Annotated in this window: 18 protein-coding genes; 2 read left to right on the forward strand and 16 right to left on the reverse strand. The window is 42.3% G+C overall.

All coding sequences use genetic code 11. From position 1 onward, the window contains the following. Positions 1-14: 14 nt before the first annotated feature. Positions 15-266, reverse strand: coding sequence for an EAL domain-containing protein (locus tag ACR65F_RS02045; protein WP_440503024.1), 252 nt, complete (start codon positions 264-266; stop codon positions 15-17). Positions 267-457: 191 nt separating this feature from the next. Here ACR65F_RS02045 and ACR65F_RS02050 point away from each other — a divergent pair, with 191 nt between their 5' ends. Beyond that, complete coding sequence (locus ACR65F_RS02050; protein WP_440503026.1) at positions 458-808, forward strand: SCP2 sterol-binding domain-containing protein; 351 nt, start codon at positions 458-460, stop codon at positions 806-808. A 413-nt stretch (positions 809-1,221) separates the two neighbouring features. On the opposite strand, the gene ACR65F_RS02055 is transcribed toward ACR65F_RS02050, so the two are convergent. From ACR65F_RS02055 to ACR65F_RS02065, 3 genes are all read right to left on the reverse strand, one after another. Beyond that, positions 1,222-1,959, reverse strand: coding sequence for an SDR family NAD(P)-dependent oxidoreductase (locus tag ACR65F_RS02055; RefSeq protein ID WP_440503027.1), 738 nt, complete (start codon positions 1,957-1,959; stop codon positions 1,222-1,224). A 166-nt stretch (positions 1,960-2,125) separates the two neighbouring features. Then, entirely contained in the window at positions 2,126-3,232 is a 1,107-nt protein-coding gene (locus tag ACR65F_RS02060) for an amidohydrolase (RefSeq protein ID WP_440503028.1), read from the reverse strand. 14 nt (positions 3,233-3,246) lie between these two features. After that, positions 3,247-4,341 carry a glycosyltransferase gene (locus tag ACR65F_RS02065; RefSeq protein ID WP_440503029.1) on the reverse strand — a complete coding sequence of 365 codons (1,095 nt, stop codon included), beginning with the start codon at positions 4,339-4,341 and terminating at the stop codon, positions 3,247-3,249. A gap of 301 nt (positions 4,342-4,642) precedes the next feature. Between ACR65F_RS02065 and ACR65F_RS02070 the strand changes: the two genes are divergently transcribed. After that, on the forward strand, positions 4,643-5,551 hold the full coding sequence (locus ACR65F_RS02070) for a C40 family peptidase (protein WP_440503030.1): 909 nt from the start codon (positions 4,643-4,645) through the stop codon (positions 5,549-5,551). Positions 5,552-5,697: 146 nt separating this feature from the next. Here ACR65F_RS02070 and ACR65F_RS02075 read toward each other — a convergent pair whose 3' ends face one another. The 12 genes from ACR65F_RS02075 to ilvC form a co-directional block, all read right to left on the reverse strand. After that, entirely contained in the window at positions 5,698-7,386 is a 1,689-nt protein-coding gene (locus tag ACR65F_RS02075) for a methyl-accepting chemotaxis protein (protein ID WP_440503031.1), read from the reverse strand. A 298-nt stretch (positions 7,387-7,684) separates the two neighbouring features. Further along, positions 7,685-9,085: an argininosuccinate lyase gene (gene argH, locus ACR65F_RS02080; RefSeq protein ID WP_440503033.1), complete on the reverse strand. Its 1,401-nt coding sequence runs from the start codon at positions 9,083-9,085 to the stop codon at positions 7,685-7,687. A gap of 39 nt (positions 9,086-9,124) precedes the next feature. Next, positions 9,125-10,813, reverse strand: a complete 1,689-nt coding sequence (locus tag ACR65F_RS02085; RefSeq protein ID WP_440503035.1) for an ABC transporter permease — start codon at positions 10,811-10,813, stop codon at positions 9,125-9,127. A 58-nt stretch (positions 10,814-10,871) separates the two neighbouring features. Further along, on the reverse strand, positions 10,872-11,969 hold the full coding sequence (locus ACR65F_RS02090; protein ID WP_440503037.1) for an ABC transporter ATP-binding protein: 1,098 nt from the start codon (positions 11,967-11,969) through the stop codon (positions 10,872-10,874). A gap of 111 nt (positions 11,970-12,080) precedes the next feature. After that, positions 12,081-13,205: an extracellular solute-binding protein gene (locus ACR65F_RS02095; protein WP_440503038.1), complete on the reverse strand. Its 1,125-nt coding sequence runs from the start codon at positions 13,203-13,205 to the stop codon at positions 12,081-12,083. Continuing rightward, positions 13,202-14,386 carry an ROK family protein gene (locus ACR65F_RS02100; RefSeq protein ID WP_440503040.1) on the reverse strand — a complete coding sequence of 395 codons (1,185 nt, stop codon included), beginning with the start codon at positions 14,384-14,386 and terminating at the stop codon, positions 13,202-13,204. Before ACR65F_RS02100 ends, ACR65F_RS02095 begins: the two co-directional genes overlap by 4 nt. A 298-nt stretch (positions 14,387-14,684) precedes the next feature. Beyond that, positions 14,685-15,857, reverse strand: coding sequence for a pyridoxal-phosphate-dependent aminotransferase family protein (locus ACR65F_RS02105; protein WP_440503041.1), 1,173 nt, complete (start codon positions 15,855-15,857; stop codon positions 14,685-14,687). A gap of 89 nt (positions 15,858-15,946) precedes the next feature. After that, entirely contained in the window at positions 15,947-16,537 is a 591-nt protein-coding gene (gene leuD, locus ACR65F_RS02110) for a 3-isopropylmalate dehydratase small subunit (protein ID WP_440503043.1), read from the reverse strand. Positions 16,538-16,552: 15 nt separating this feature from the next. Then, positions 16,553-17,962, reverse strand: coding sequence for a 3-isopropylmalate dehydratase large subunit (gene leuC, locus ACR65F_RS02115; RefSeq protein WP_440503044.1), 1,410 nt, complete (start codon positions 17,960-17,962; stop codon positions 16,553-16,555). A 52-nt stretch (positions 17,963-18,014) separates the two neighbouring features. Beyond that, a complete protein-coding gene (gene leuB / locus ACR65F_RS02120) occupies positions 18,015-19,115 on the reverse strand; it encodes a 3-isopropylmalate dehydrogenase (protein ID WP_440503045.1) in 1,101 nt (366 codons plus the stop codon). 21 nt (positions 19,116-19,136) lie between these two features. Beyond that, the gene (locus ACR65F_RS02125) at positions 19,137-20,693 is read right to left on the reverse strand and encodes a 2-isopropylmalate synthase (RefSeq protein WP_440503046.1); all 1,557 of its coding nucleotides are present in this window, start codon (positions 20,691-20,693) and stop codon (positions 19,137-19,139) included. After that, complete coding sequence (gene ilvC / locus ACR65F_RS02130; RefSeq protein ID WP_440503047.1) at positions 20,680-21,711, reverse strand: ketol-acid reductoisomerase; 1,032 nt, start codon at positions 21,709-21,711, stop codon at positions 20,680-20,682. Before ilvC ends, ACR65F_RS02125 begins: the two co-directional genes overlap by 14 nt. Positions 21,712-21,881 lie beyond the last annotated feature (170 nt).

Raw genomic sequence — 21,881 nt, forward strand, 5'->3', positions numbered from 1 at the left:
CCGGATGTTTCACTTTACGCAGGTTGTATGGGTAAGTATAGGAATGGAAATCTTGGTGAAGCGAGCAACCATCTATTCAATTCTTCGATAGGTACCGGTTTACTGAAATAATATCCTTGAATTTCTAAACATCCTAGCTCTTCTAATCTTTTCATCTGACCTAGAGTTTCTACTCCTTCAGCTACCGTGTGCATGTGAAGGTTCTTCGCAAGTGTTAAAATCGCATGGCTTTTCGGATCGGTTTCGATATTTCCATGCTCAAGCACCTCCTCAAAAGGATTTAATAGTAGTATCTATTGTGCTTTCATGATTGTTCGTGCAATATCTTCCTATTACTATGTAATTCAACAAATTAGCCAATTCACCCTTAAAGTTTTCAGTAAACTCTGCGCATTTTTACAGATTAGTTTGCTATACTAATAGTGAGCCACTATTCATTTTTAGGAGGTTGGGAAACTTGGTAATCGAACACGAAAAAGATCTTCAACAAACATGGGAAGAAATTGAGCGGCAACTGAACGATAATTCCGCGCCTATACAAGGCTTGGATGTGAGTTATGGTTTTAATTTATCTGGGGATGAAGCGGGAAATTATGTATTAGTCTTTGCAGATAATAAGGCTAGCGTGACTACAAAAGAGACCGAAGAAGCGGATTGTACGTTGACGATGAAGGTCGAGGATTTCTACAAACTGCTTGCTGGGAAGTTGAACACAACGACTGCGTTCATGATGGGGAAACTTAAGGTTAAAGGCAGCCTCGGTCTTGCACTCAAACTGGAAAACATCTTGACACAGTATCGTTTTTGACATACCTCTTCAAATTTTTGTCTTTTCATGCAATGAGAACAGTCAATCTCAAGACTCACCGTTGGTTGGAGCGTAAGACGGCAACTCTGGATGGATCAGCGAAAGCCGTAACGAAGAACGGTTTTTGCGAGTAAAAGTGAAGCGTTAGGAGCACGTCTTTTGAAGACCCCTCAGGGAGCGAAGCGAAGCGAGACAACCTAAGTTCGTGACGTCCTGTTGGCCAGAGACTGAAACCAAGCCCCTCGGAAAGCGTCCGTCTGTAGCGAAAGCCGTAGCTAAGGACGGCTTTTGCGAGCAAAAGCAAAGCGTTGGGAACATATCTTTGCAATAATCAACACCGTTTATCCCCCATCTACAAAGCAAAAGACGCCTCCTCAATAATGAGAAGACGTCTTTTCCATTTCAACTACCAATTAGCGTGCTGAGAATCCACCGTCGATTACGAGTTCAGCGCCAGTGATGTAAGAAGCTTCATCAGAAGCTAAGAACATTACTGCGTTACCTACGTCTTCAGGCTGTCCAAGGCGAGCAAGTGGAGTCATTTTGATAAGACCCTCAAGAGCTGCTTTAGAAGACTCAAGGTTTGCTACCATTGGAGTTTGGATAACGCCTGGGAATACTGCGTTTACGCGCACTTGGTCTTTACCGAATTCAGCTGCTGCTGCACGTGAAATCGCACGAACAGAACCTTTAGAAGCTGAGTATGGATTGAAGCCCATACCAACTAGTGCTGTGTAAGAAGAAATGTTGACGATTGAACCTTTGCCAACTTTCTTCATGTAAGGAACAACCGCACGCATACCCGCGAAAGTACCGAACGAGTTAATGTCGTGTAGGCGCTGCCAGTCAGCAAGTGTAATGTCTGCTGGTGCTTTTTCAGTAGAGATTCCTGCACAGTTGATAAGGATATCAATTTGACCGAATTTATCTGCTGCTGTCTTCATTGCTTCTTCCCAGTTGTCAGCGTCAGTTACGTTTAATTTAAGATATTCAACGTTTTCTTTTGCTTCCCATTTAGCTTTAAGAGCGTCAGTGTTAATGTCTGCAGCGATGACTTTTGCGCCTTCTGCTGTGAACAAGTTAACCATCATTTCGCCCATGCCTGAAGCTCCACCTGTAATAAACGCTACTTTATCTTGCATTCTACCCATTTAAACCGCTCCTTTGTTTGTGTTTGATAAGTTTTAACATCTAAATAGTACTCCTATATTTCTTACATTGCAAACAACGACACTTCAATACACATATTTCAATTCTTCATATAAATGACAACTATCACTAACTCATTCAGCTATAAATTAACGACATTTTGTCAAGTCATTGTACTTTAAAACTTGCAATTTTCAGCGTCTCAGCAAGGATTTTAGCACCTGTTAAAAGGGCATCCCGATTGAATGTCATCGCTGGATGATGCAATCCTGGTCCTAAATCAGCCCCCAATCCAATCATTGTCGCTTTCAACTCTGGGTTGCGAATCGTATAGAAGTGGAAATCATCACTTCCTGAAGTGACAACGTCTGCTGCAAGCCCCTTTTCACCAAGTACCGCAAGAATTCCTTCGCGTGCGATTGCGACAGCTTCATCTGACACTTCAGCTGCCGGCGTATAGTCTGCCCATTCCAAATCGATTTTAGTACTGTAAAGTTCAGCAATCTGTTGTACACCTTTATCGACACGATTTTGTAATTGTTGTAACACATCATTCGACTGAGCACGGATGTCTAATCCAAACTTTGCTGAGCCGGGGATGATATTCAGACTTTCTCCACCGGCTTGAACGTGCGTCAATTTCACGGAATACGCTTCATATGGTGAAAACTGAATCGTTTTCAAAAATTGACCGATTGCAAGTAGTGGATCGATGGCATTGATGCCTTGATGTGGACGTGCTCCATGGGCATCCACTCCGCGAATCGTTCCTTCCACAAAATAGGCAGCGCCGTGGCGAATCGCAGCGGAAGCCTTGCCTAAAGGGAGCTCCTCTTGGGGTCTCAGATGAATACCGTACATATAACTCACATCATCTACAGCTCCACGGTCAATCATTGCATTGGAGCCATTTCCTTTTTCTTCGGCTGGCTGGAAGATGAAGCGAATTCTGCATCCTAGGTTTTCTTCCTTCAAATAAGTGAGCGCTCCAAGCACCATAGCCATGTGACCATCGTGTCCACATGAGTGATTTGCTTGGTAAACACCATCAACCTCTTGCCAAAGAGCATCGATATCTGCGCGTACCGCTATAACAGAATCCCCTTCTCCGATTTCTGCAACAGCTCCAGTGACATCTTCAAAAGTTTTATAAGGGACTCCCATTTCATCCAAAATGCGTACGATTTCATGTGTCGTTTCTTGTTCTTTCCAACTTACTTCCGGATTCGCATGGAAGTGTTCGAACCAATTTCTGATTTGTTCTGTGACAGCCATTCCCTTATCCCCCTTTACCGTGTACGTTCTGCTTCCCCATATATCTTCAACATGTTCTCCAATATCATCTCATAGGAATGTTCATGAACGATTTCTTCTCGCTGAGCAACATTACTTGCTTCATCAGCAGAAAGTGCTTGAAGTAATCCTGCTGCAAGACTTTCCACATCGCGTGGAGGCACTAAAATCCCAGCATCATCCGCTAACAAATACGACAATCCCCCAACGTCAGATGCAACTACAGGGGTGCCCGAAGCCATCGATTCAAGGGCAACAAGTCCAAATCCTTCATGGTAGGAAGGAAGCGCTAGGACATCTGCTGCTGCTAGCCATTTGGCAAGTTCACTCTGGGGTTTCGTGCCTTCAAAGTGTACTCCTTCGATTTTGTGAGTCGTAATGTACTGTTTGACCTCTTCTACAAAGGTAGCTGACTTCGAAGAGCCTAGTAGATGTAGCGAAACTTCTGGTAAAGAATTTTGAAGAGCCGCGAATGCCTGTACTAATTCTAGGATCCCTTTTTCACGGATCAAGTTGCCGATGAATAAGATCACATGCTCACTCTCCGGTAAGTTTAGTTCATCACGTACCGCATCTCTTGCTATTGGATGAAATACTGTTCGGTCAACTCCCATACTCATCACCGTTACATTTGTTTCAGACACGCCAAAGTTTGTAACAACTTCTTGTTTCAGACGTTCCCCAACTGTAATAACATGAGTTGCCTCCTGAAGAATTGTTTGAGTTAGTCCCGCAATTCTCGCACTCTTTTTCGCCATTTTATCGATATCCCCGCCATGAACCGTCACGACGTAAGGAATTTTAAACAATCGCTTTCCTATTAATGAAAGAAGTCCTGTCGGAAACGCATAGTGAGCGTGCGTTAATGCGAGTTTCCGACGATTGCCTATTAGATAAAGAACCGAGCTAGCAAACCATTTCCCATATTTTAAAAGCGCTTGTACTTTACCGCCTTTTGGATTTTCAATTGCCTTTACATCTACGATGACACCAGATCTTTTAAGTAATTCGACTTGGTTTCTAACAAAAATCCCGTACGTAGGGTGTTCTGCAGATGGATACATATTGCTAAATACTACAATTTTTTTCATGTCAGCTCCGTTCTGCCAGATTCCACATAATAATTCCGGCATTTCAATACGTTTGGTTACAAAGATACAGTAATTTCGTGTTTTTTTCACGTTCCACAGCAATTATGCACAAAAATAAAAACGCTTTCATCGGAAATATTTTCCGATAAACCGCGTCAAATCAGTCTTTTATACATTAACCGACCATTTGTAACATCATTGTAATATAACTGTAACCGAAATAAGGTTTAGCCTATGCTAAGATAATCACAGATAAAGACACTGTCAATGATACGGTGCGAAAGGGGAAACTGAGAAACTTATGAAACTGAAACGTCTTTTGGCACTAGGAATCGCTAGTTTAGTAATTTCAACGTCCGTACCGTCTATGGCTTCTGCTGCTACACTATCTGCAACTGACTTGGTAAATACAGCTAAAAATTATATAGGAACACCTTATCGATACGGTGGTACAAGCCTTACATCTGGCATCGACTGTTCCGCATACACTCAAGTAGTTTTCAAAAAGAACGGAAAATCACTTCCTCGTACCACAGGTCAGCAATACCAACAAGGTAAAGCAGTATCAAAAAGCAACCTGACTACCGGTGACCTCGTATTTTTCAACACAGGCGGTAAAGGAATTTCACATGTAGGAATCTACATAGGTTCAAGTAAATTCATTCATGCTTCAACAAGTCAAGGTGTTACCATTTCATCTATTAACGATCCATATTACTGGAAAAATAAGTTTGTAGGTGCTAAAAGGGTTTCTAATTTTGCTGGGACAACTGTAGCTGGATCCGAAACAGCTAAACCAGCGGTAACTTATGCCACTCGGGCTGAAGTTGCAGAAGCTATTGTCAAAAAGCTTAACTTGACAGCTCAAGGTAATCCTACTTATAAGGATGTACCAAGCAACCACCCACAAGCAGCTGCAATTGCCGCAGTTACTAATGCAGGTATTCTTTCAGGAAATAACAATAACGAATTCAAGCCAAATGATTTATTGACACGTGCTGAAATGGCGAAAGCACTTTCCAACGCGTTCGATCTTTCACATAACTCAAGTGTACCGTTTTCAGATGTCAGCTCTTCTTATTGGGCTCTTCCGTTCATCGGAGCTCTCTACAATGAAAACGTAACAAGAGGTTACTCTGATGGAACGTATGGCATCAATGGTAAAGTTAAAGACACTGAACTCAAACTCTTCATTGAGCGTGCACAATAAAAAAACGTGAAATCCTCTATATTAAGAGGATTCCACGTTTTTGTTTTATTAAACATATTTTCCGAGTTTATTTATTTGTTCAGAATTCATTACATAGCAAAAGCGCATTCCCCTCTTCATATGGAGGGCATGCGCTTTTCACGTTTTTATACTTGAAATCTACTAACCTCTTGCTGGAGCTCGTCAGCGAGGCGTGTAAGGCTTTGTGCGCTCGCACTAATCTCTTGGCTTACTGCGAGCTGTTCTTCCGTCGCTGAGCTTGTTTCAGTCGCTGAAGCAGACGCTTGTCCGCTTAACCGTTGAACTTCACGTGCTCCGTCTGTCACTTCATCTGCCATAGCTTGGATCTCTTCAATTGCTGCAGAAACCGTTTCAACCTTAGCGGATACATCTCCAACTGCTTGTTGGATGTCTTTGAATACCGAGTTGGACTCTGCTGTTGCTTTCATGCCATTTTCAACTTTTTCACTACCTGTTTCAATCGATTTCGTTGCTTTCTTTGAATATACTTGGATGTCACTGACCATAGTTCCAATCTCTGACGCAGACTTCTTGGATTGCTCTGCGAGTTTTCTTACTTCATCTGCAACAACCGCGAATCCTTTACCTGCGTCTCCTGCACGAGCTGCTTCAATCGCTGCGTTAAGTGCCAACAAGTTTGTTTGTTCAGCAATCCCTGTAATAATAGCCGTCACTTTTTCAATTTCAGAAGAGTGATCTGCCATCTCTTTCATAATCGTTGCAGTTTCTCCAATCGTTTCTCGAATGGTTTTCATTTCTTCGACGACCTCATCCATGGATGCTGAGCCTTTACCAACAAGTTGTGTAACTGCTTCTGCTGAACGCAACATGTCCTCATTGCTTTCTGAGATTTCTCCAACCCCTACAGATAGCTCATTCATCGATTGTGTGGATTGGTCCGTTATCCGTTGCTGACGCTCACTGCCCTCGAGTTGCTTCTCTGCAGTACTGGCGATTAACTCAGACGATGCCAAACTTTCCTCAGAACTTGCGGATAACTCTTCTGACTGCATTGCCAACTGTTCTGCAGAGACATTAATTTTTCGAATCATGTTCGCCACATCTGCGCCCATTTTATTGAACGCCGCTGCCATTTCTCCGATTTCATCTTTACTGCGTACGACGAGTGGATCAATGGAGAAATTCCCATCTGCAATTTGATGTAATCCTTCCGTTACGATGCCAACAGGTTTTGTAATAGAGCGGCTAATGCGTTGGGAAATTAGGGTGCCTATCACTACTGCGATAATTATAATTGCGGCGATAATGATTGTTAGCTGTGTCATCATCTGATTGACTTCTTTTCGTTTCTTTTCCAGAGCCTTGTATTGGTTATCTTTAATCAATTCAGCACGAGTCATTACTACGTTCCCTACATCTTTAGAGGCTTCAGACATCCATTTCGCAATATCATCTTTACCTTCTTCCAAGTTACCGACGATATTATTTTGGAGCGTCATCGACTTTTCGTTGGAATCGACAAGTGCTTCATATTCTTTTTTCATCGTCGCACTGTCTATCATTTTACCTAGTTCCTGAATAAGTTGTTCTGAGCGCTCGTAGTTTTCCTGTCGTTCCTCGAGCAATGTGTCATCCTGATAGAGCATATATCCTCTGATTTTACTTTGCATTTGTTCTTGCTTCAAAACGAATTCATCTACAATATCTACTTTATGCACTTCATCGTCGAGCATATGCTTATAATCATTATTCAATTTCACGAGTAATAGTATACTAGCCACCCCAATAACAACTAGCAGGACTAATAATAGTCCAAACCCATTTCGTAACTTTCCTGCAATTGTTCGTTTCACCCATTCCACCCCGTTTTTATCTCTTTTTTCAGAAACGACGAACTTTACCAATCATCTGAATAGTTATTACTAGTTCGATTATATCTGTTTATTAAGAATAAATCACTACTTTTCGACCACTTTTCAAAATTCGTTATACCCGTAATGCCTAATTCCTTAATATAATTGCATAAAAAAACCACGCAAGCATAGCACTCGCGCGGTTTCCTACTCATCTGTCGACGATGAACCTGCCGTTTCTTTAAATATGGATACTACCTGGTAATAGTTATAAAATCTATCTTGTTCATACAACCTATTAACTCTTCCGCTTTGCAATCATTTCACGTACAGTATCCGGATTCGGTCCTCCCGTGATACTTCGACGTTCTACGAAAACTACAGGATCTATAATTGCCTGCCAGTCTGCTTCAGATAGGGACACGTCCTCTAACCACTCATTTACAAGCTCCACAGGAATTTCATATAACTCTTTCTGAAGAGTGATAGCTCTTTTAGCAACTATAGCAGCTTTACCGTGGGCTTGACGAAACGAAATAGCATAGTCTCTAGCTAACACATCTGCAAGTTCAGTTATCGTAATCATATTCTTCCTCGCTTGCTGATGCGCTCGTTCCTTATCGAACTCCATTGTGATCATGACTGCATTCAATAACTTCAATACCCGATCTGCTTTCTCAAATCCCTTATATAAATGAGGCTGTAAATCGTCTTCCGTATCATTAATATCTCCATAAGGCGTGTTGTGAATCATATGGAGTACTGCAAGACCTTCTGCTAGTGCACTTGAAGCAAGAGATCGCGAATGTTCAAGCGACACAGGATTGCGTTTCTGCGGCATGATGCTGCTGATTTGCACATAGGCATCCGAAATACGTAATAGTCCCACTTCTTTAGATGCCATTCTTAAGAGCTCTTGCACCCACCGGCCGATGTTGGTCATCAAACTGATTAAACTTTGTGCGGCCTCCAGCAAGTAGTCACCTGCACCGATTGCATCGTACGAGTTTTCGATCAATCCCTCAAAATCCAGTAGACTGACCATTCGTTCGCGACTAATCGGGAATCCTGTTGTCGTAATTGCCGCTGCTCCCATTGGGGACTGATTGACAACTGTCCTTGCTCGTTCCAGACGCTCAATATCCCGGTAGAGTCCATCATAGATGGCTACGAGATAATGTCCTAATGTAGTAGGTTGTGCGGGCTGTGTATGCGTATGGGCTGGCATAATGGTGTCAACATGATATTCAGCCTGACTCAAAAGTGTGGCTGCCAATGTTTTTGCCAATCCAATCGTATCTTGTAAAAGTTCCCGTAACACAATGCGATACATTGCTTCTCCCATATCATTACGACTTTTAGCAATGTGCATCTTCCCTGCTAAGTCGTTTCCAATCATGTCACCGATTTTAGATTCTACTAGGAAGAACAAATCTTCATAAGCTGCTGAATAGCTAAATTCATCATTTCCTAGCGCTTCTATATCTTCAACAGCTTTCAAAATCTTCTCTGCTTCTTCACCTTCGATAATCTGTTGTTCTGATAGCATAGTTGTATGAGCTTTGTGCACAGCCATCATCGCTTTAAATAAATAAGCTTTTTGATCTTCAAACACGGGTTTCAGTAAAACTTCAGAATAGACCTTCCCTGGGAATGTACCTCCATCTTTAGTTATAAACTCTTCAACTCTTGTCATCATTTTATGCACCTCAAGTAATTGCTATTTTTAATCTAATCTTTAGCCTAGTGACTTTTCAGCTTTCACTCCAAAGAATTTACTAGAAATGAACATTACAATCGCAATCAAACCTACTTGAATCATTCCATATGCAGCTGCTTGACCAATATTGAACATTCGTAGTTGGTTCATGATTTCAATAGAGATTGGTCTGTTTCCAATTGTGTAAAGTAAAACTGATGTTGGAAACTCACCAACAGCCTGCACAAATGCTAGTAATGTACCACTTAGCACCCCAGGCATGATGATAGGTAAAACGACTTTTCTAAATGTATAAAACCATTTCGCTCCTAAATTTTGTGCAGCCTCTTCAATTGAATCATCAAGCTGTTCCAATACTGCATTAGTAGATCGAACAACCAATGGGAGGAATCTTACAAAATACGCTAATGGTAAAATCCAAAAAGTTCCTACTAATACCTTTCCAAAAGAGAACGGAGAAGGTGTGTTGAAAGCTAAAATCATATTCATCCCTACTACCGTAGCTGGAAGCGCCCATGGAATCATCACTAAAATATCCAAAAGGTTTTTCCCGAAAAACTTTCGTTTAACTAATGCGTAAGAAGTGAAGATACCAAATATAAACACTCCTATACATGCAAGAAACGCCATTATCAAACTATTTTTAACAGGCTCCCAAATGTATGGATCTTCAAAAAGTAAAATGAAGTTTTCAAAGTTAAAACTTTGCGGATAGGTTTGCCATGTCCATGCGCCATCTGGTACTAGCGATAAAATAAGTAATGTTACATGAGGTAACAGCAGTACAATCATTGCCAATATTCCAATTGACACCATTACCCATTTTAAAAGTGGATTATTAACCTCACTTCGGTGTGCTCCAATCCCCTTCGAAGCCATTCTGTAGTCTTTGCGACTTTGAAACCACCGCATAAATAGTAAAAATGAAATTGATACCATTGATAGAATCACAGACTGCGTTGCTGCCATCTCTAGATCTCCATTGATTTTTGAGAAATAGATTTGAAGACTTAACACTCGGAAACCACCCGCCAATAAAAATGGAGCACTGAAACTGGCCATCGACACCATAAATACAAGAAGTGCTGCTGCAACAAGTCCAGGAGTCAAAAGAGGAAATGTCACTTTCCAAAATACTTTAAATTTACTAGCTCCAAGATTCGAAGCCGCTTCTTCAAGTGATGGATCGATATTGCCTAAAGCCGATGAACTTGTCATATAAAAGTATGGATACATCGTATATGCATGGACAAGAAGAATTCCTGAAATACCACCTATACTAAAAGGTACATCTTTCAAATTGAAAATATCTTTGATAGCATTGGGAATTAAACCCGCTTCCCCATATAAAAACATGAAAGCCATTACCCCCACAAGAGAAGGCAATACAATTGGCATAATTGCAATGCCTGCGAAAAACTTTCTACCCGGGAAATCATAGCGATTAAAAATATACGCTAAAGGCAGACCAATGCATGCACTAAAGAATACAGATGCTAATGATATCCATACTGAATTCCAGAGTGCTTCGAAATTTGCTTTGGCTTTGGCACCAAAAAAATCACTATAGTTTTGTAACGAAAATACACCATTTTTATGTATGCTCTCTAGCGCTGTTCGTAACGCAGGGTAAAGAACATAACCTCCTAGGACTAAAACAACTGGAATTAATAGCAAAATGGTTTTTCTTCGTTCTGCATTTAACATGTAAAATGCCTCCCTTTGCATCACGATCAGCTACTGCAACAGCAAAATTAGGTTATCTTTATTTATCCATTTCAGGAATAACCCTAATCTGTTCTGCTGGAAACTGAACATAAACCTCATTTCCTTCATTTAAATATGTTGCAGGTCCTTTGTTTAAGTTCGTACTTTCAATTACGACTGTTTCATTTAATTCAACATAGGTGTGTACTGCCGCACCAGTAAACTGAACAGTTTTCACTATTCCATTAAATACATTCAATCCTTCTAATGGCTGCTCAGACACCATCACGGCTTCAGGTCTTATCGACATGCGTAACTTATCAGTTTTATTGTATGCGGCTATATTCGCCCTATCATTTTTCACTTCTATCTTACTGTCAAGTTCACGTAACTGGTAAGAATGGAAGTCTGTCGTTTCACTTAGATAGTCAATATTTAAAAGGTTTGTTTCTCCTATGAATTCTGCAACAAAGTCATTAATAGGTTCATTGTAAATCTCAGTAGGTGTCCCCACCTGCTGGCAAACTCCATGACTGAAAACGGCTATTCTATCACTCATTGTTAACGCTTCTACCTGATCATGAGTGACATAAATAGTTGTAATTTTATACTCTTGCTGCAACCTTAATATCTCTGTACGCATTTCATCTCGCAGACGTGCATCTAAGTTACTGAGTGGTTCGTCTAAGAGTAATATATCTGGTTCAATGACGATTGCTCTTGCGAGAGCGACACGCTGTTGCTGGCCGCCTGATAATTGACTGACCTGTCGATCGATGTATTGATCTAGCCGAACTTTCTTTAGAACCTCTAAGACTTTTTCCTTAATTATATCTTTGGAAAGCTTTCTAACTTTCAGTCCAAAAGCGACATTTTCAAAGACAGTCATATGAGGAAAGAGTGCATAGTTTTGAAACACCATACCCGTATTTCTATTTTCAGGTGAAACAGTTGTCATGTTTCTCTCATTGAATTTCACTATCCCTTCAGTTGGATAGTAGAAACCGGCGATCATTCGAAGTGTAGTTGTTTTACCACATCCACTGGGGCCTAAGAAAGTGAAGAATTCTCCTTCTTTTATTAGTAAGTCCAGCTCTTTGACAGCAGTAACATCTCCAAACCGCTTGGTAATGGCTTCTAAATGGACGATAGACATCCCACCAACCTCCTTCTTTAAAAAAATATTCGACTATCATAAACTTTGAGATATGATAGTCGAATGCTATTAATCAGTTTTACTTTAATTTTCATAGCAGTTAAAATTCAATTACTCTTCGTCACTTTTATCTTTCTTTGTGTTTTTAATATTGTTATCCCAATAATCCATCCACTCGTCAGATTTTTCTTGGAACAATTTCCAATCGATATCCATTGGCTTAATTTTGTCTTCTGCTTCTTTGATCCATTCTGGCAGGTCAGTCACGTCATCTCGTGTTGGAATACGGTAATAGCTTTCAGCCAACAACTTTGCAGCCTCTGGAGTGTTTACAAACTCATAGAAAGCTTCAGCCGCATTAGGATGTGGAGCATCCTTTATAATAGCGATGCCTTCCGTTAGTACAGGAGTTCCACTTTCCGGAAGCACATAATCGAAAGGATATCCTTTTTCTTTAGCTAGCATAACAGTATCTGGCATATTCCAAACTGTTAAACTTCCAACTCCTTTTGCCACTTGGTTGTACATGATTTCTGGGTTGGCTGCATATTCCTTCGTGTTCATATCAAATTTCTTCAACCATTCATAACCCTCTGCAGGATCTTCAGAGTCTTTATATGTTCTGTAAATCATAGAAGAATAGATGGTTCTCATCGTTCCAGATGCCAGCGGGTATCTAATAATAACTTCATCCTTCCATTTAGGATCAAGAAGGTCATCCCAGTCCTTTGGAGCATCTTCTTTAGAAATTTCCTTTGAGTTATACAAAATTACTTCTGGTGTCATCGACGTCCCTGACCACATCCAATCTGGATCATGATAAATTTCATCAAGTGAGTCAGCGTAAGTTGGTTTGTATTCAGCTAGTAAATCGTTATCTTTAGCTTGATCAAAGTTGACTTGTGGTGCCCCCCACCAAACGTCGGCCTGGGTATTATTCTTTTCCGAACGAATACGGTCCAAAATCTCTTGAGAACCCATATCCAAGAATTCCATCTTAATACCGTATTCCGCTTCAAATTGTTTTTGGAAGTCACTTAAAATATCCTTACCATGCGGAGAATATATGACGACTTTATCTTCAAGTTCTTTATTTTCTGCATCTCCATCTTTATTCTCTTCAGTATCTCCAGTAGCCGGCTTTTCAGTTTTCTCTGAACTTCCAGCCATACAGCCTCCTAACAATAATGCTGCTAGCAACACGAAAAACAAACCAAACTTAAATTGCATTTTCATTGACCTAACCCCTCTCTTTTTGTAGTAAATAACCCTCCATGCTCATTCAGCACCAATGCCACGGCACCAATTACTCCAGCCTTCTTACCAAAAGCTGATTGTACAACTTCACAAGATCTAGGTGTATAACGATTCAGGATGTCGTTTATCATCGGCTGTATAACATCGAACGACTGGGTGACACCACCTCCTAGAATGACAATCTCAGGATCAAATAATGAAACATAGTTAGCAATTCCAATGGATAAATTTTCGATTGCTACTGTAACCACCTCAATCGCATCCACGTTGCCTTTCCTGTATAACTCAAACGCCTCTGATGAAGTAACTTCTCTTTTCAAACGAGTTGACAAGTGTTCGCCAATTGAATTCCCGCCCGATACACTCTCTAAAAAGCCATATCCTTTGACAGAAGGTTTATACGAATTTGCAAACTGACGATCAGTTACCATATAACCTATTTCTCCAGCACTGTAATTACTACCGCGATATATATTTCCTTGTAGCATGATACCGCTTCCAATTCCGGTTCCTATAGAGATATAGATCATGTTTGATGCATGTCTGCCTTTTCCTAACCACTTTTCACCTAGTAAACTTACATTTACATCATTATCGATAAAAACAGGCATTGACAGGATCTCTTCAATTTTTTTCTTTGCGGGGTAATTGCTCCATTTTAAAGCGGGTGCTTCAACTACAATCCCTGTTTCTAAATTTGTAATCCCAGGGACACCAATGCCAACCCCTAAAATATCTTCACTATCAATATCACTTTCACTCAACATGACATTTACTTGAGATTTAATCTCCAACAGTAACTTTTCGCCCAAGTGTTTCTGCGTTTCAAATTCTTTCAAGTTTACTAGTTCTCCCTGTAAATCTGTTATTCCAAGTACAACTCCCGTACCTCCAATATCAATTCCAATACAATACGCATTTTTAGCATTGAATCTAAGATTTACTGGTTTTCTGCCTCCACTAGAAGATGCTTCTCCGCTTCCGGTTTCAAGAATCCAACCTTCTTCAATTAATTCTCCAACAAGGCTGGATACTGTCGGTTTACTCATAAATAAATCTTTAGAAATCTGAACTCTAGTAGTCGGTTCCTCATTAATTATTCGTTGAAGGACTTTGCGTTTGTTTTCATTTCTTAAAAATCCTAAACTCCCATTTTGCATTGCAACTGCCCCTTACTGTCGGTAGGTAGTAGTCAACATAAACTCAGTTAGTTAGTTAACAGAACTTACTAACTGAACATTACATTTATTCTAAACTATCTAATTATCATTTTCAAGACAATTTTTCTAAATAATCTTTTTTCCATACCACGTTAAGTATCTTCATTAAAACCAATAAAACTTTTGGACAATATTCATCACTAAGAAAAAATATATAACCTGTTTCCAAACAAAAAGACTACAAAAATTCAAAAAGGAATTTTTGTAGTCTTTTTATTCTATAGTAATAGTAGGATTCTTAGTTAGTTGACAATGAACCCAATGTTTCTTGCAGCACGGCCACCGCCTCTTCAACCACCACTTCATGCCCGCAATTTTGCAAAGCTTCACCGATTTTTCTGATAGCAGTCTCCAACATTTCTGGAGTTGTATTCCCCATGTGACCGATTCTAAAAGCTTTTCCAGCTAGATGTGCAAGTGCGCCTGATAAAATCACACCTTCTTTAGCTAACTCTGCACGGAATGCGGCATCGTCTACACCTTCTGGATAGTAGATACAACTCAATGTCGGTGCAGCGTCTTTCTCTTCAGCTAGCGGTACCATACCATATACCCGTAATGCTGATCGAACGGCACTCCCATAGGCTTTATGACGGACATAACGTTCTTTGAGACCCTCTTCTTCAACAATCCGCAATCCTTCTTCGAGTGCGTAGATCATGTTGACAGGCGGTGTTGCAAAGTATTTGGATGGATCATGCATGACCGGGATCCAGTTATGGATATCACAATAGTAGGCAGATACTGATTCCATTTCGTTACGTGCTTTCAACGCCGCTTGACTGAAAGCTACTATGCCCACGCCCGGAGGGACTCCAATCGCTTTTTGCGAACCAGTTAAGACAATGTCGATTGCTGTGTCTGGACCTGCATAATTGTGTTGCATATCTTCCGGCATTGCTGTTGTTGCACATACTCCGTCAACAATAGCTAAAGCACCGTGCTGTTTAATGAGCGGAATTAATTCATCTAAGCTTGCCTGAACGCCCGTTGACGTATCAGCATGCGTCACAGTGACCGCTTTGTATTGGTTTTTCTCTAAATGCTCTTTGACATGTTTCAAATCGACTTGTTGGCCCCACTCTGCCTGCAGCAGATCAATTTGAATCCCGAATGCTTGCCCCAGTTTAATGAAACGATCCCCGAAATAACCATGACTGATGATCAAAAGCCGCTCCCCAGGTGCAATCGTATTGACGAGTGCCATTTCCATTGCAAGTGTTCCAGATCCAGCGACGATAAATACTTCCCCATCCGTATTCAAAATTCGCTTTGTACGTTCAATGGCTAATTTAAATCGGCTTACAAATCGTGGATCTGTATGAGCACGAGTTTCCTCCCCCAATGCATCGTAAATAGAATCGACGACAGGCGTCGGTCCAGGTATGAGTAGCAAGTCTTCATTTCTCAATCAAATTCCCCCAATAATCAGATTGTTGTGCATACAAAATTTCGACATGGTTCTAGAAATATCCTTTATTACGAAAAAAGCCCGTTATCTCAACGGGCCATACGTTCTTCATACGCAGTAATTTGGTCTTCATATTGGAATGTGAGCGAAATTTCATCCCAACCATTCAACAACATCTGGCGAGAATACGGGTCGATGTTGAAGGCGAGGATAGCTCCTGTGTCATGCCGTGTAACAGTTTGTTTCTCCAAGTTCACAGTGAGCTCAATCGGGTTCTTTTGGCCATCTGCAAGTAAGGAATCGATTTCGCTTTGAGTGAGTCGAATCGGTAAGATGCCATTTTTGAAACAGTTACTATAGAAGATATCCGCAAATCCTGGCGCGATCACGACTCGGAATCCGTAATCCAGAATGGCCCACGGTGCGTGTTCCCGGGAAGAGCCGCAACCGAAGTTTTCATCCGCTACTAAAATCTGTGATGCTTCAAACCTAGGATCATTTAGAACAAATTCGGTATTCGCATTGCCTTCTCTGTCAAACCGCCAATGATAAAACAAATACTTTCCGAATCCTGTGCGTTCAATTCTCTTTAAAAACTCTTTTGAAATGATTTGGTCCGTATCGACATTTTTTCGGTCTAACGGGGTCATGACACTTTCAACTATATTAATCGGTTCCATATAATGCTCCTCCCTTCAGTCCTGTAGCACAGGTACTTTTCGAATATCTGTAAATCGCCCTGCAATCGCAGCCGCTGCCGCCATCGCTGGACTGACAAGATGTGTACGTGCGCCAGCGCCTTGGCGTCCTTCGAAGTTCCGGTTGGATGTAGATGCACAACGTTCCCCTGCAGGAACGACGTCATCATTCATTGCCAGGCACATACTGCATCCGGATTCACGCCATTCAAATCCGGCCGCTTTAAATACTTCGTCCAGCCCTTCTTGTTCTGCAAGCCGTTTTACAGAACGTGATCCCGGTACGACAATCGCAGTGACGGTCGGATGAACTTGTTGACCTTCCACAATTGCTGCCGCTGCACGCAAGTCACTCAGTCGAGCATTTGTACACGAGCCGATAAAGACATGCTGGATGGATATGTCGGATAACGGCAACCCTTCTTCCAGTCCCATATAAGCGATTGCTTTTTTCAACGCTTCTTTGTCAGATGGTGATGCATAATCAGACGCATACGGAACGTGACCACTAATTCCTGTTCCCATCGCAGGGTTCGTTCCCCATGTTACATAAGGTTCAATTTCAGTTGCAACGAGAGTCAGCGTTGTGTCATAGACCGCACCTTCATCAGTCGCAAGTGCTAGCCATTCCGCCGCAGCTGCTTCAAATGATTCTCCTTCAGGAACGTGGCGACGGCCCCTTAAATACTCAACAGTTGTTTCATCAGGGCTGATCAATCCTGCTTTTGCCCCTGCTTCGATTGACATATTACAAATCGTCATTCGTTCTTCCATCGAAAGGTTACGGATGGCTTCACCCGTAAATTCGATAATATGTCCTGTTCCTACATCGATGCCGAATTTTGCAATGACCGCTAGAATCACGTCTTTCGCAGTGACTCCCGTACCTAATTCTCCGGAAATCTTCACTTCCATCGTTTTTGGTCGATTTTGCCAAAGGGTTTGTGTAGAAAGTACGTGTTCGACTTCACTCGTACCTATTCCAAAAGCAATAGCACCAAACGCACCGTGTGTAGAGGTATGACTGTCTCCACAAACAATTGTGCGGCCAGGTTGTGTAAGTCCTAGTTCAGGCCCGATAATGTGGACAATTCCTTGGTCTGGATGCGTCATATGCGCAAGTTCAACCCCGAATTCTTCGCAGTTCTTTTCAAGTGTCGTCATTTGTTTCTGAGCGGTCGGATCGCTGACAGTTTCAATATTGCGTGTCGGCACGTTATGATCCATCGTCGCATAACATCGTTCCGGACGCCGCACTTGCCGTCCTGCAAGTCGTAATCCTTCAAACGCTTGCGGGGATGTCACTTCATGGAGGAGATGGAGGTCGATATAGAGCAAATCAGGTTTCCCTTCTTCTTCTGTCACGACATGTCGATCCCAAACCTTTTCAATAATTGTTTTTACCATTTCCAATTCCCCTTTCCATGAGTGGCAGCATGCAAACGCCGCGGTTGTTTAGTTATACGTACGAACACATGATACTGTTTGAAACAGACTGGATATCCACTTCCTCAGCAACGCGTGCTGCCCATTGTTCTGTCGACATTGGACGGACACCTGGTCCTGCAAGATCTGCAGTGCAATGACCTTCTTCATAAATCGTCTGAACGGCTTGCTCAATCGCTGCAGCTTCTTCTTCCATTCCGAATGATTGACGCAACATCATTGCAGCGGACAAAATTGTAGCAGCCGGATTCGCAAGTCCTTTTCCTGCTACGTCTGGCGCAGACCCATGGACCGGTTCGTATAAACCAAAACCGTCCGTCCGGACACTTGCTGAAGGCAATAGCCCAAGAGATCCTGTAATGACTGATGCTTCATCACTCAAAATATCTCCAAACATATTTTCCGTAACAATGACGTCGAATGCTGCTGGGTTTGTAATCAGTTTCATTGCAGCGGAATCGACAAGTTGGTGTTCGACTTCAATGTCGGGATAGCCAGCACGGACTTCCTCGACCACTTCCCGCCATAATCGGCTAGACTGCAGTACATTCGCTTTATCAACAGAAGTTACTTTTCCACGCCGCATTCGTGCGAGGTCAAAGGCAGATCGGACAATTCGTTCGATTTCCACTCGCGTATAAACAAGTGTATCAACAGCAGCATCATGTGTTTTCCTACTTGGTTCACCGAAATACAGCCCGCCTGTCAATTCGCGAACGATGACTAGATCCACGTCTTTCACAAGATCCTCTTTCAAAGGAGAGCGATGGAGGATTGCTGGTACCGCCTTTACGGGACGAATGTTTGCAAAGAGCCCGAAGTGCTTACGGATGGCAAGCAAGCCTTTTTCCGGACGAGTTTCAGCAGGGTTTTGATCCCACTTCGGACCACCTACCGCGCCGAGTAACACAGCATCACTCTTTTCACACAGTGTAATTGTTTCATCTGGAAGCGGTGTACCAAAGGCATCTACTGCAGCCCCGCCGATAGAACCGTGGTCAAATTCGAACGAATGATGAAATCTTCTAGCAATTACTTCAAGCACCTTCACTGCAGAACTGATTACTTCTGGACCAATCCCGTCACCGGGTAATACTGCGATACGTTTTTCCATCGTCGTCTCCTCCTTATAGGGTTAATTTACAGTTTCAACTGCAAGTTCTTTTTGAGTTTCCAATGACTGTCGCACCAGTTGGCGATTAATCGCATTCAAGTATGCTTTTGCCGATGCTTCCAATACGTCTTGCGCAATCCCTCTACCTGTTAACTGTGTTCCATTGAAGTTCAAATTCACCACCGCCTGACCGAGTGCATCTCGCCCCTTACCAATAGAAGAAACTTGATAATCGAGAATGTGCACATCGCCTTTCACAAGCAATTCCAATGTATTGAAGATTGCTTCTACAGAGCCTGCGCCAGTCGTTGCAACGCTGACTGTTTCCCCTTCAGGATTCGTGCTCGTCACAGTAGCAGTCGGTACATTATTTGTTCCATACTGCACTTGGATACTTTCCAAGTCATAAATTGGCGTTTCAGTTTTTTCAAGTTGTTGTCTCGTAAAGAGGACGAATAGGTCATCTTCCGTAATCTCTTTCTTTTTATCCGCTAACTCCTTGAACTCTGCAAACACTTCATTTAACTGATCGTCGCTTAAAGTGAAGCCCATCGTGATGGCCCGATCTTTGAAGGCTGCGCGACCTGAGTGTTTTCCAAGGGCAAGCGGCTCTTTCGTTGCACCAATAAGTTCGGGTGTAATAATTTCGTAGGTCTCTGGATTTTTCAACATGCCATCTTGATGAATGCCAGACTCATGTGCGAATGCATTTTTTCCGACAACTGCTTTATTTGGCTGGATTATGACACCAGTTAATCGGCTAACTAGTTCGCTTGTTCGTTTGATTTCATTAAGACGAATTCCCGTTTCCAGGTTGTAGAAGTCTTTTCGAATGTGAAGGGCAACCGCGATTTCTTCAAGTGCAGCATTCCCTGCACGTTCTCCGATACCGTTAATAGTCCCTTCCACTTGATCGGCACCGTTTTCGATTGCAGCGATAGAGTTCGCAACGGCCATTCCTAAGTCGTCATGACAATGTGCAGATAGTTTCACACGATCGATTCCACGGACATTCTCTTTCAAGAAGCGGAAGAGCGCACCGTATTCTTGTGGGGATGCGTATCCGACCGTATCTGGAATGTTTACCGTTGTTGCACCAGCTGCGATGACTTCGTTCAAAATCCGAACGAGAAACGCTGGATCTGAACGGAATGCATCTTCAGCGGACCATTGCACAAGTGGGAATTTAGAGCGAGCATATTTGACCGCTTCCACTGCTATATCCACGACCTGATCCGGTGTCTTTTTCAATTTATATTCCATATGAATGGGTGAAGTTGCGAGGAACACGTGTAAGTGAGGCTGTTCTGCGCCTTTTAACGCATCCCACGAAGTATCGATATCACTCTTTACAGCACGGGCTAAGCCCGTCACTGTAGAGTTTCTTACGGTAGTTGCGATGCGTTGAACTGCTTCGAAGTCGCCGGGGGATGAAGCGGGAAAGCCCGCTTCAATCACCGCTGCACCAAGACGTTCAAGTTGGCGTGCGATTTCAAGCTTTTCCGCTGTATTTAAGTTAATGCCTGCTGACTGTTCGCCATCCCTCAGTGTTGTATCGAAAAAGTCAATTCGTCGCACCTGCAGTCACCTCTTCCTCTTTTTTCAATCCTTTAGCAACAAATGGCATCATCGCGCGCAGTTTTTCACCGACTTCTTCAAGTTGATGTCCTGCTTCTTCTTTTTCAATGCGGTTGAAGTTCGGACGACCATCTTCGTTTTCTTGAATCCACTCTTTTGCGAACTTCCCTGATTGGATATCTTCCAAGATCGACTTCATACGAGCTTTCGTATCTGCGTCGATAACACGCGGTCCTGAAACGAAATCTCCCCATTCTGCTGTATCTGAAACAGAGTAACGCATACCTGCCATTCCGCCTTCATACATCAAGTCAACGATGAGCTTCGTTTCATGGAGTGTTTCGAAATATGCGAGTTCCGGCTGGTAGCCCGCTTCTACAAGCGTTTCGAATCCTGCTTTGATAAGTGAAGTCAATCCTCCACAAAGGACCGCTTGCTCCCCGAATAGATCGGTTACTGTCTCTTCTTCAAATGAGGTTTCAAGAACTCCGCCTCGTGCTGATCCAATCCCTTTTGAATACGCAAGTGCTGTTTCGCGTGCCGTACCTGATGCATCTTGATACACTCCGAATAGTGCTGGTACGCCTGCACCTGCAACGAAAGTCCGTCGTACGAGATGTCCTGGACCTTTTGGAGCGACTAGGAATACATCAACGTCTGCAGGTGGTTTGATTTGACCGAAGTGGATGTTGAATCCGTGTGCGAATGCGAGTGCTTTTCCTGCTTTTAGGGCAGGTGCAATTTCTTCTTCATATACTTTCTTTTGGCGCTCATCTGGAAGCAATACCATGATCACATCTGCTTGCTCTGCAGCTTCAGAAACAGTAGCTACTTCAAGGCCATCTTCTTTTGCTTTATTAAATGACTTCCCTGGACGAATTCCTACAACAACATCGAATCCGGAGTCTTTCAAGTTCTGTGCGTGTGCGTGACCTTGTGAACCATATCCAATTACCGCGATTTTTTTACCGTCCAATACTTTCTCGTTGATGTCCTGGTTATAATACATGTTTGTCATAATGAATTCCTCCTAGGGTTTGTGGGTTTTATTTTTATTTTTATTTTTTTAATCATTTTTCAAGATGTTGACATGCCGCTAACACGATTCGTTGATTGTAGCGTAAGACGGCGACTCCGGAGGGATCAGCGAAGATCGAAGACCCTGGACTGAGCGCAGCGAGGGAAGCG

This window comes from Sporosarcina sp. SAFN-010, assembly GCF_059415065.1.

What these genes read in the sequence shown, in the direction of transcription:
- ACR65F_RS02090 (WP_440503037.1), bottom strand. Translation starts at nt 11,969, where the DNA reads ATGTCTATCGTCCATTTAGAAGCCATTACCAAGCGGTTTGGAGATGTT.
- ACR65F_RS02095 (WP_440503038.1), bottom strand. Translation starts at nt 13,205, where the DNA reads ATGAAAATGCAATTTAAGTTTGGTTTGTTTTTCGTGTTGCTAGCAGCA.
- ACR65F_RS02055 (WP_440503027.1), bottom strand. Translation starts at nt 1,959, where the DNA reads ATGGGTAGAATGCAAGATAAAGTAGCGTTTATTACAGGTGGAGCTTCA.
- argH (WP_440503033.1), bottom strand. Translation starts at nt 9,085, where the DNA reads ATGATGACAAGAGTTGAAGAGTTTATAACTAAAGATGGAGGTACATTC.
- leuD (WP_440503043.1), bottom strand. Translation starts at nt 16,537, where the DNA reads ATGGAACCGATTAATATAGTTGAAAGTGTCATGACCCCGTTAGACCGA.
- ACR65F_RS02060 (WP_440503028.1), bottom strand. Translation starts at nt 3,232, where the DNA reads ATGGCTGTCACAGAACAAATCAGAAATTGGTTCGAACACTTCCATGCG.
- leuC (WP_440503044.1), bottom strand. Translation starts at nt 17,962, where the DNA reads ATGGTAAAAACAATTATTGAAAAGGTTTGGGATCGACATGTCGTGACA.
- ACR65F_RS02085 (WP_440503035.1), bottom strand. Translation starts at nt 10,813, where the DNA reads ATGTTAAATGCAGAACGAAGAAAAACCATTTTGCTATTAATTCCAGTT.
- ACR65F_RS02065 (WP_440503029.1), bottom strand. Translation starts at nt 4,341, where the DNA reads ATGAAAAAAATTGTAGTATTTAGCAATATGTATCCATCTGCAGAACAC.
- ACR65F_RS02100 (WP_440503040.1), bottom strand. Translation starts at nt 14,386, where the DNA reads ATGCAAAATGGGAGTTTAGGATTTTTAAGAAATGAAAACAAACGCAAA.
- ACR65F_RS02070 (WP_440503030.1), top strand. Translation starts at nt 4,643, where the DNA reads ATGAAACTGAAACGTCTTTTGGCACTAGGAATCGCTAGTTTAGTAATT.
- leuB (WP_440503045.1), bottom strand. Translation starts at nt 19,115, where the DNA reads ATGGAAAAACGTATCGCAGTATTACCCGGTGACGGGATTGGTCCAGAA.
- ilvC (WP_440503047.1), bottom strand. Translation starts at nt 21,711, where the DNA reads ATGACAAACATGTATTATAACCAGGACATCAACGAGAAAGTATTGGAC.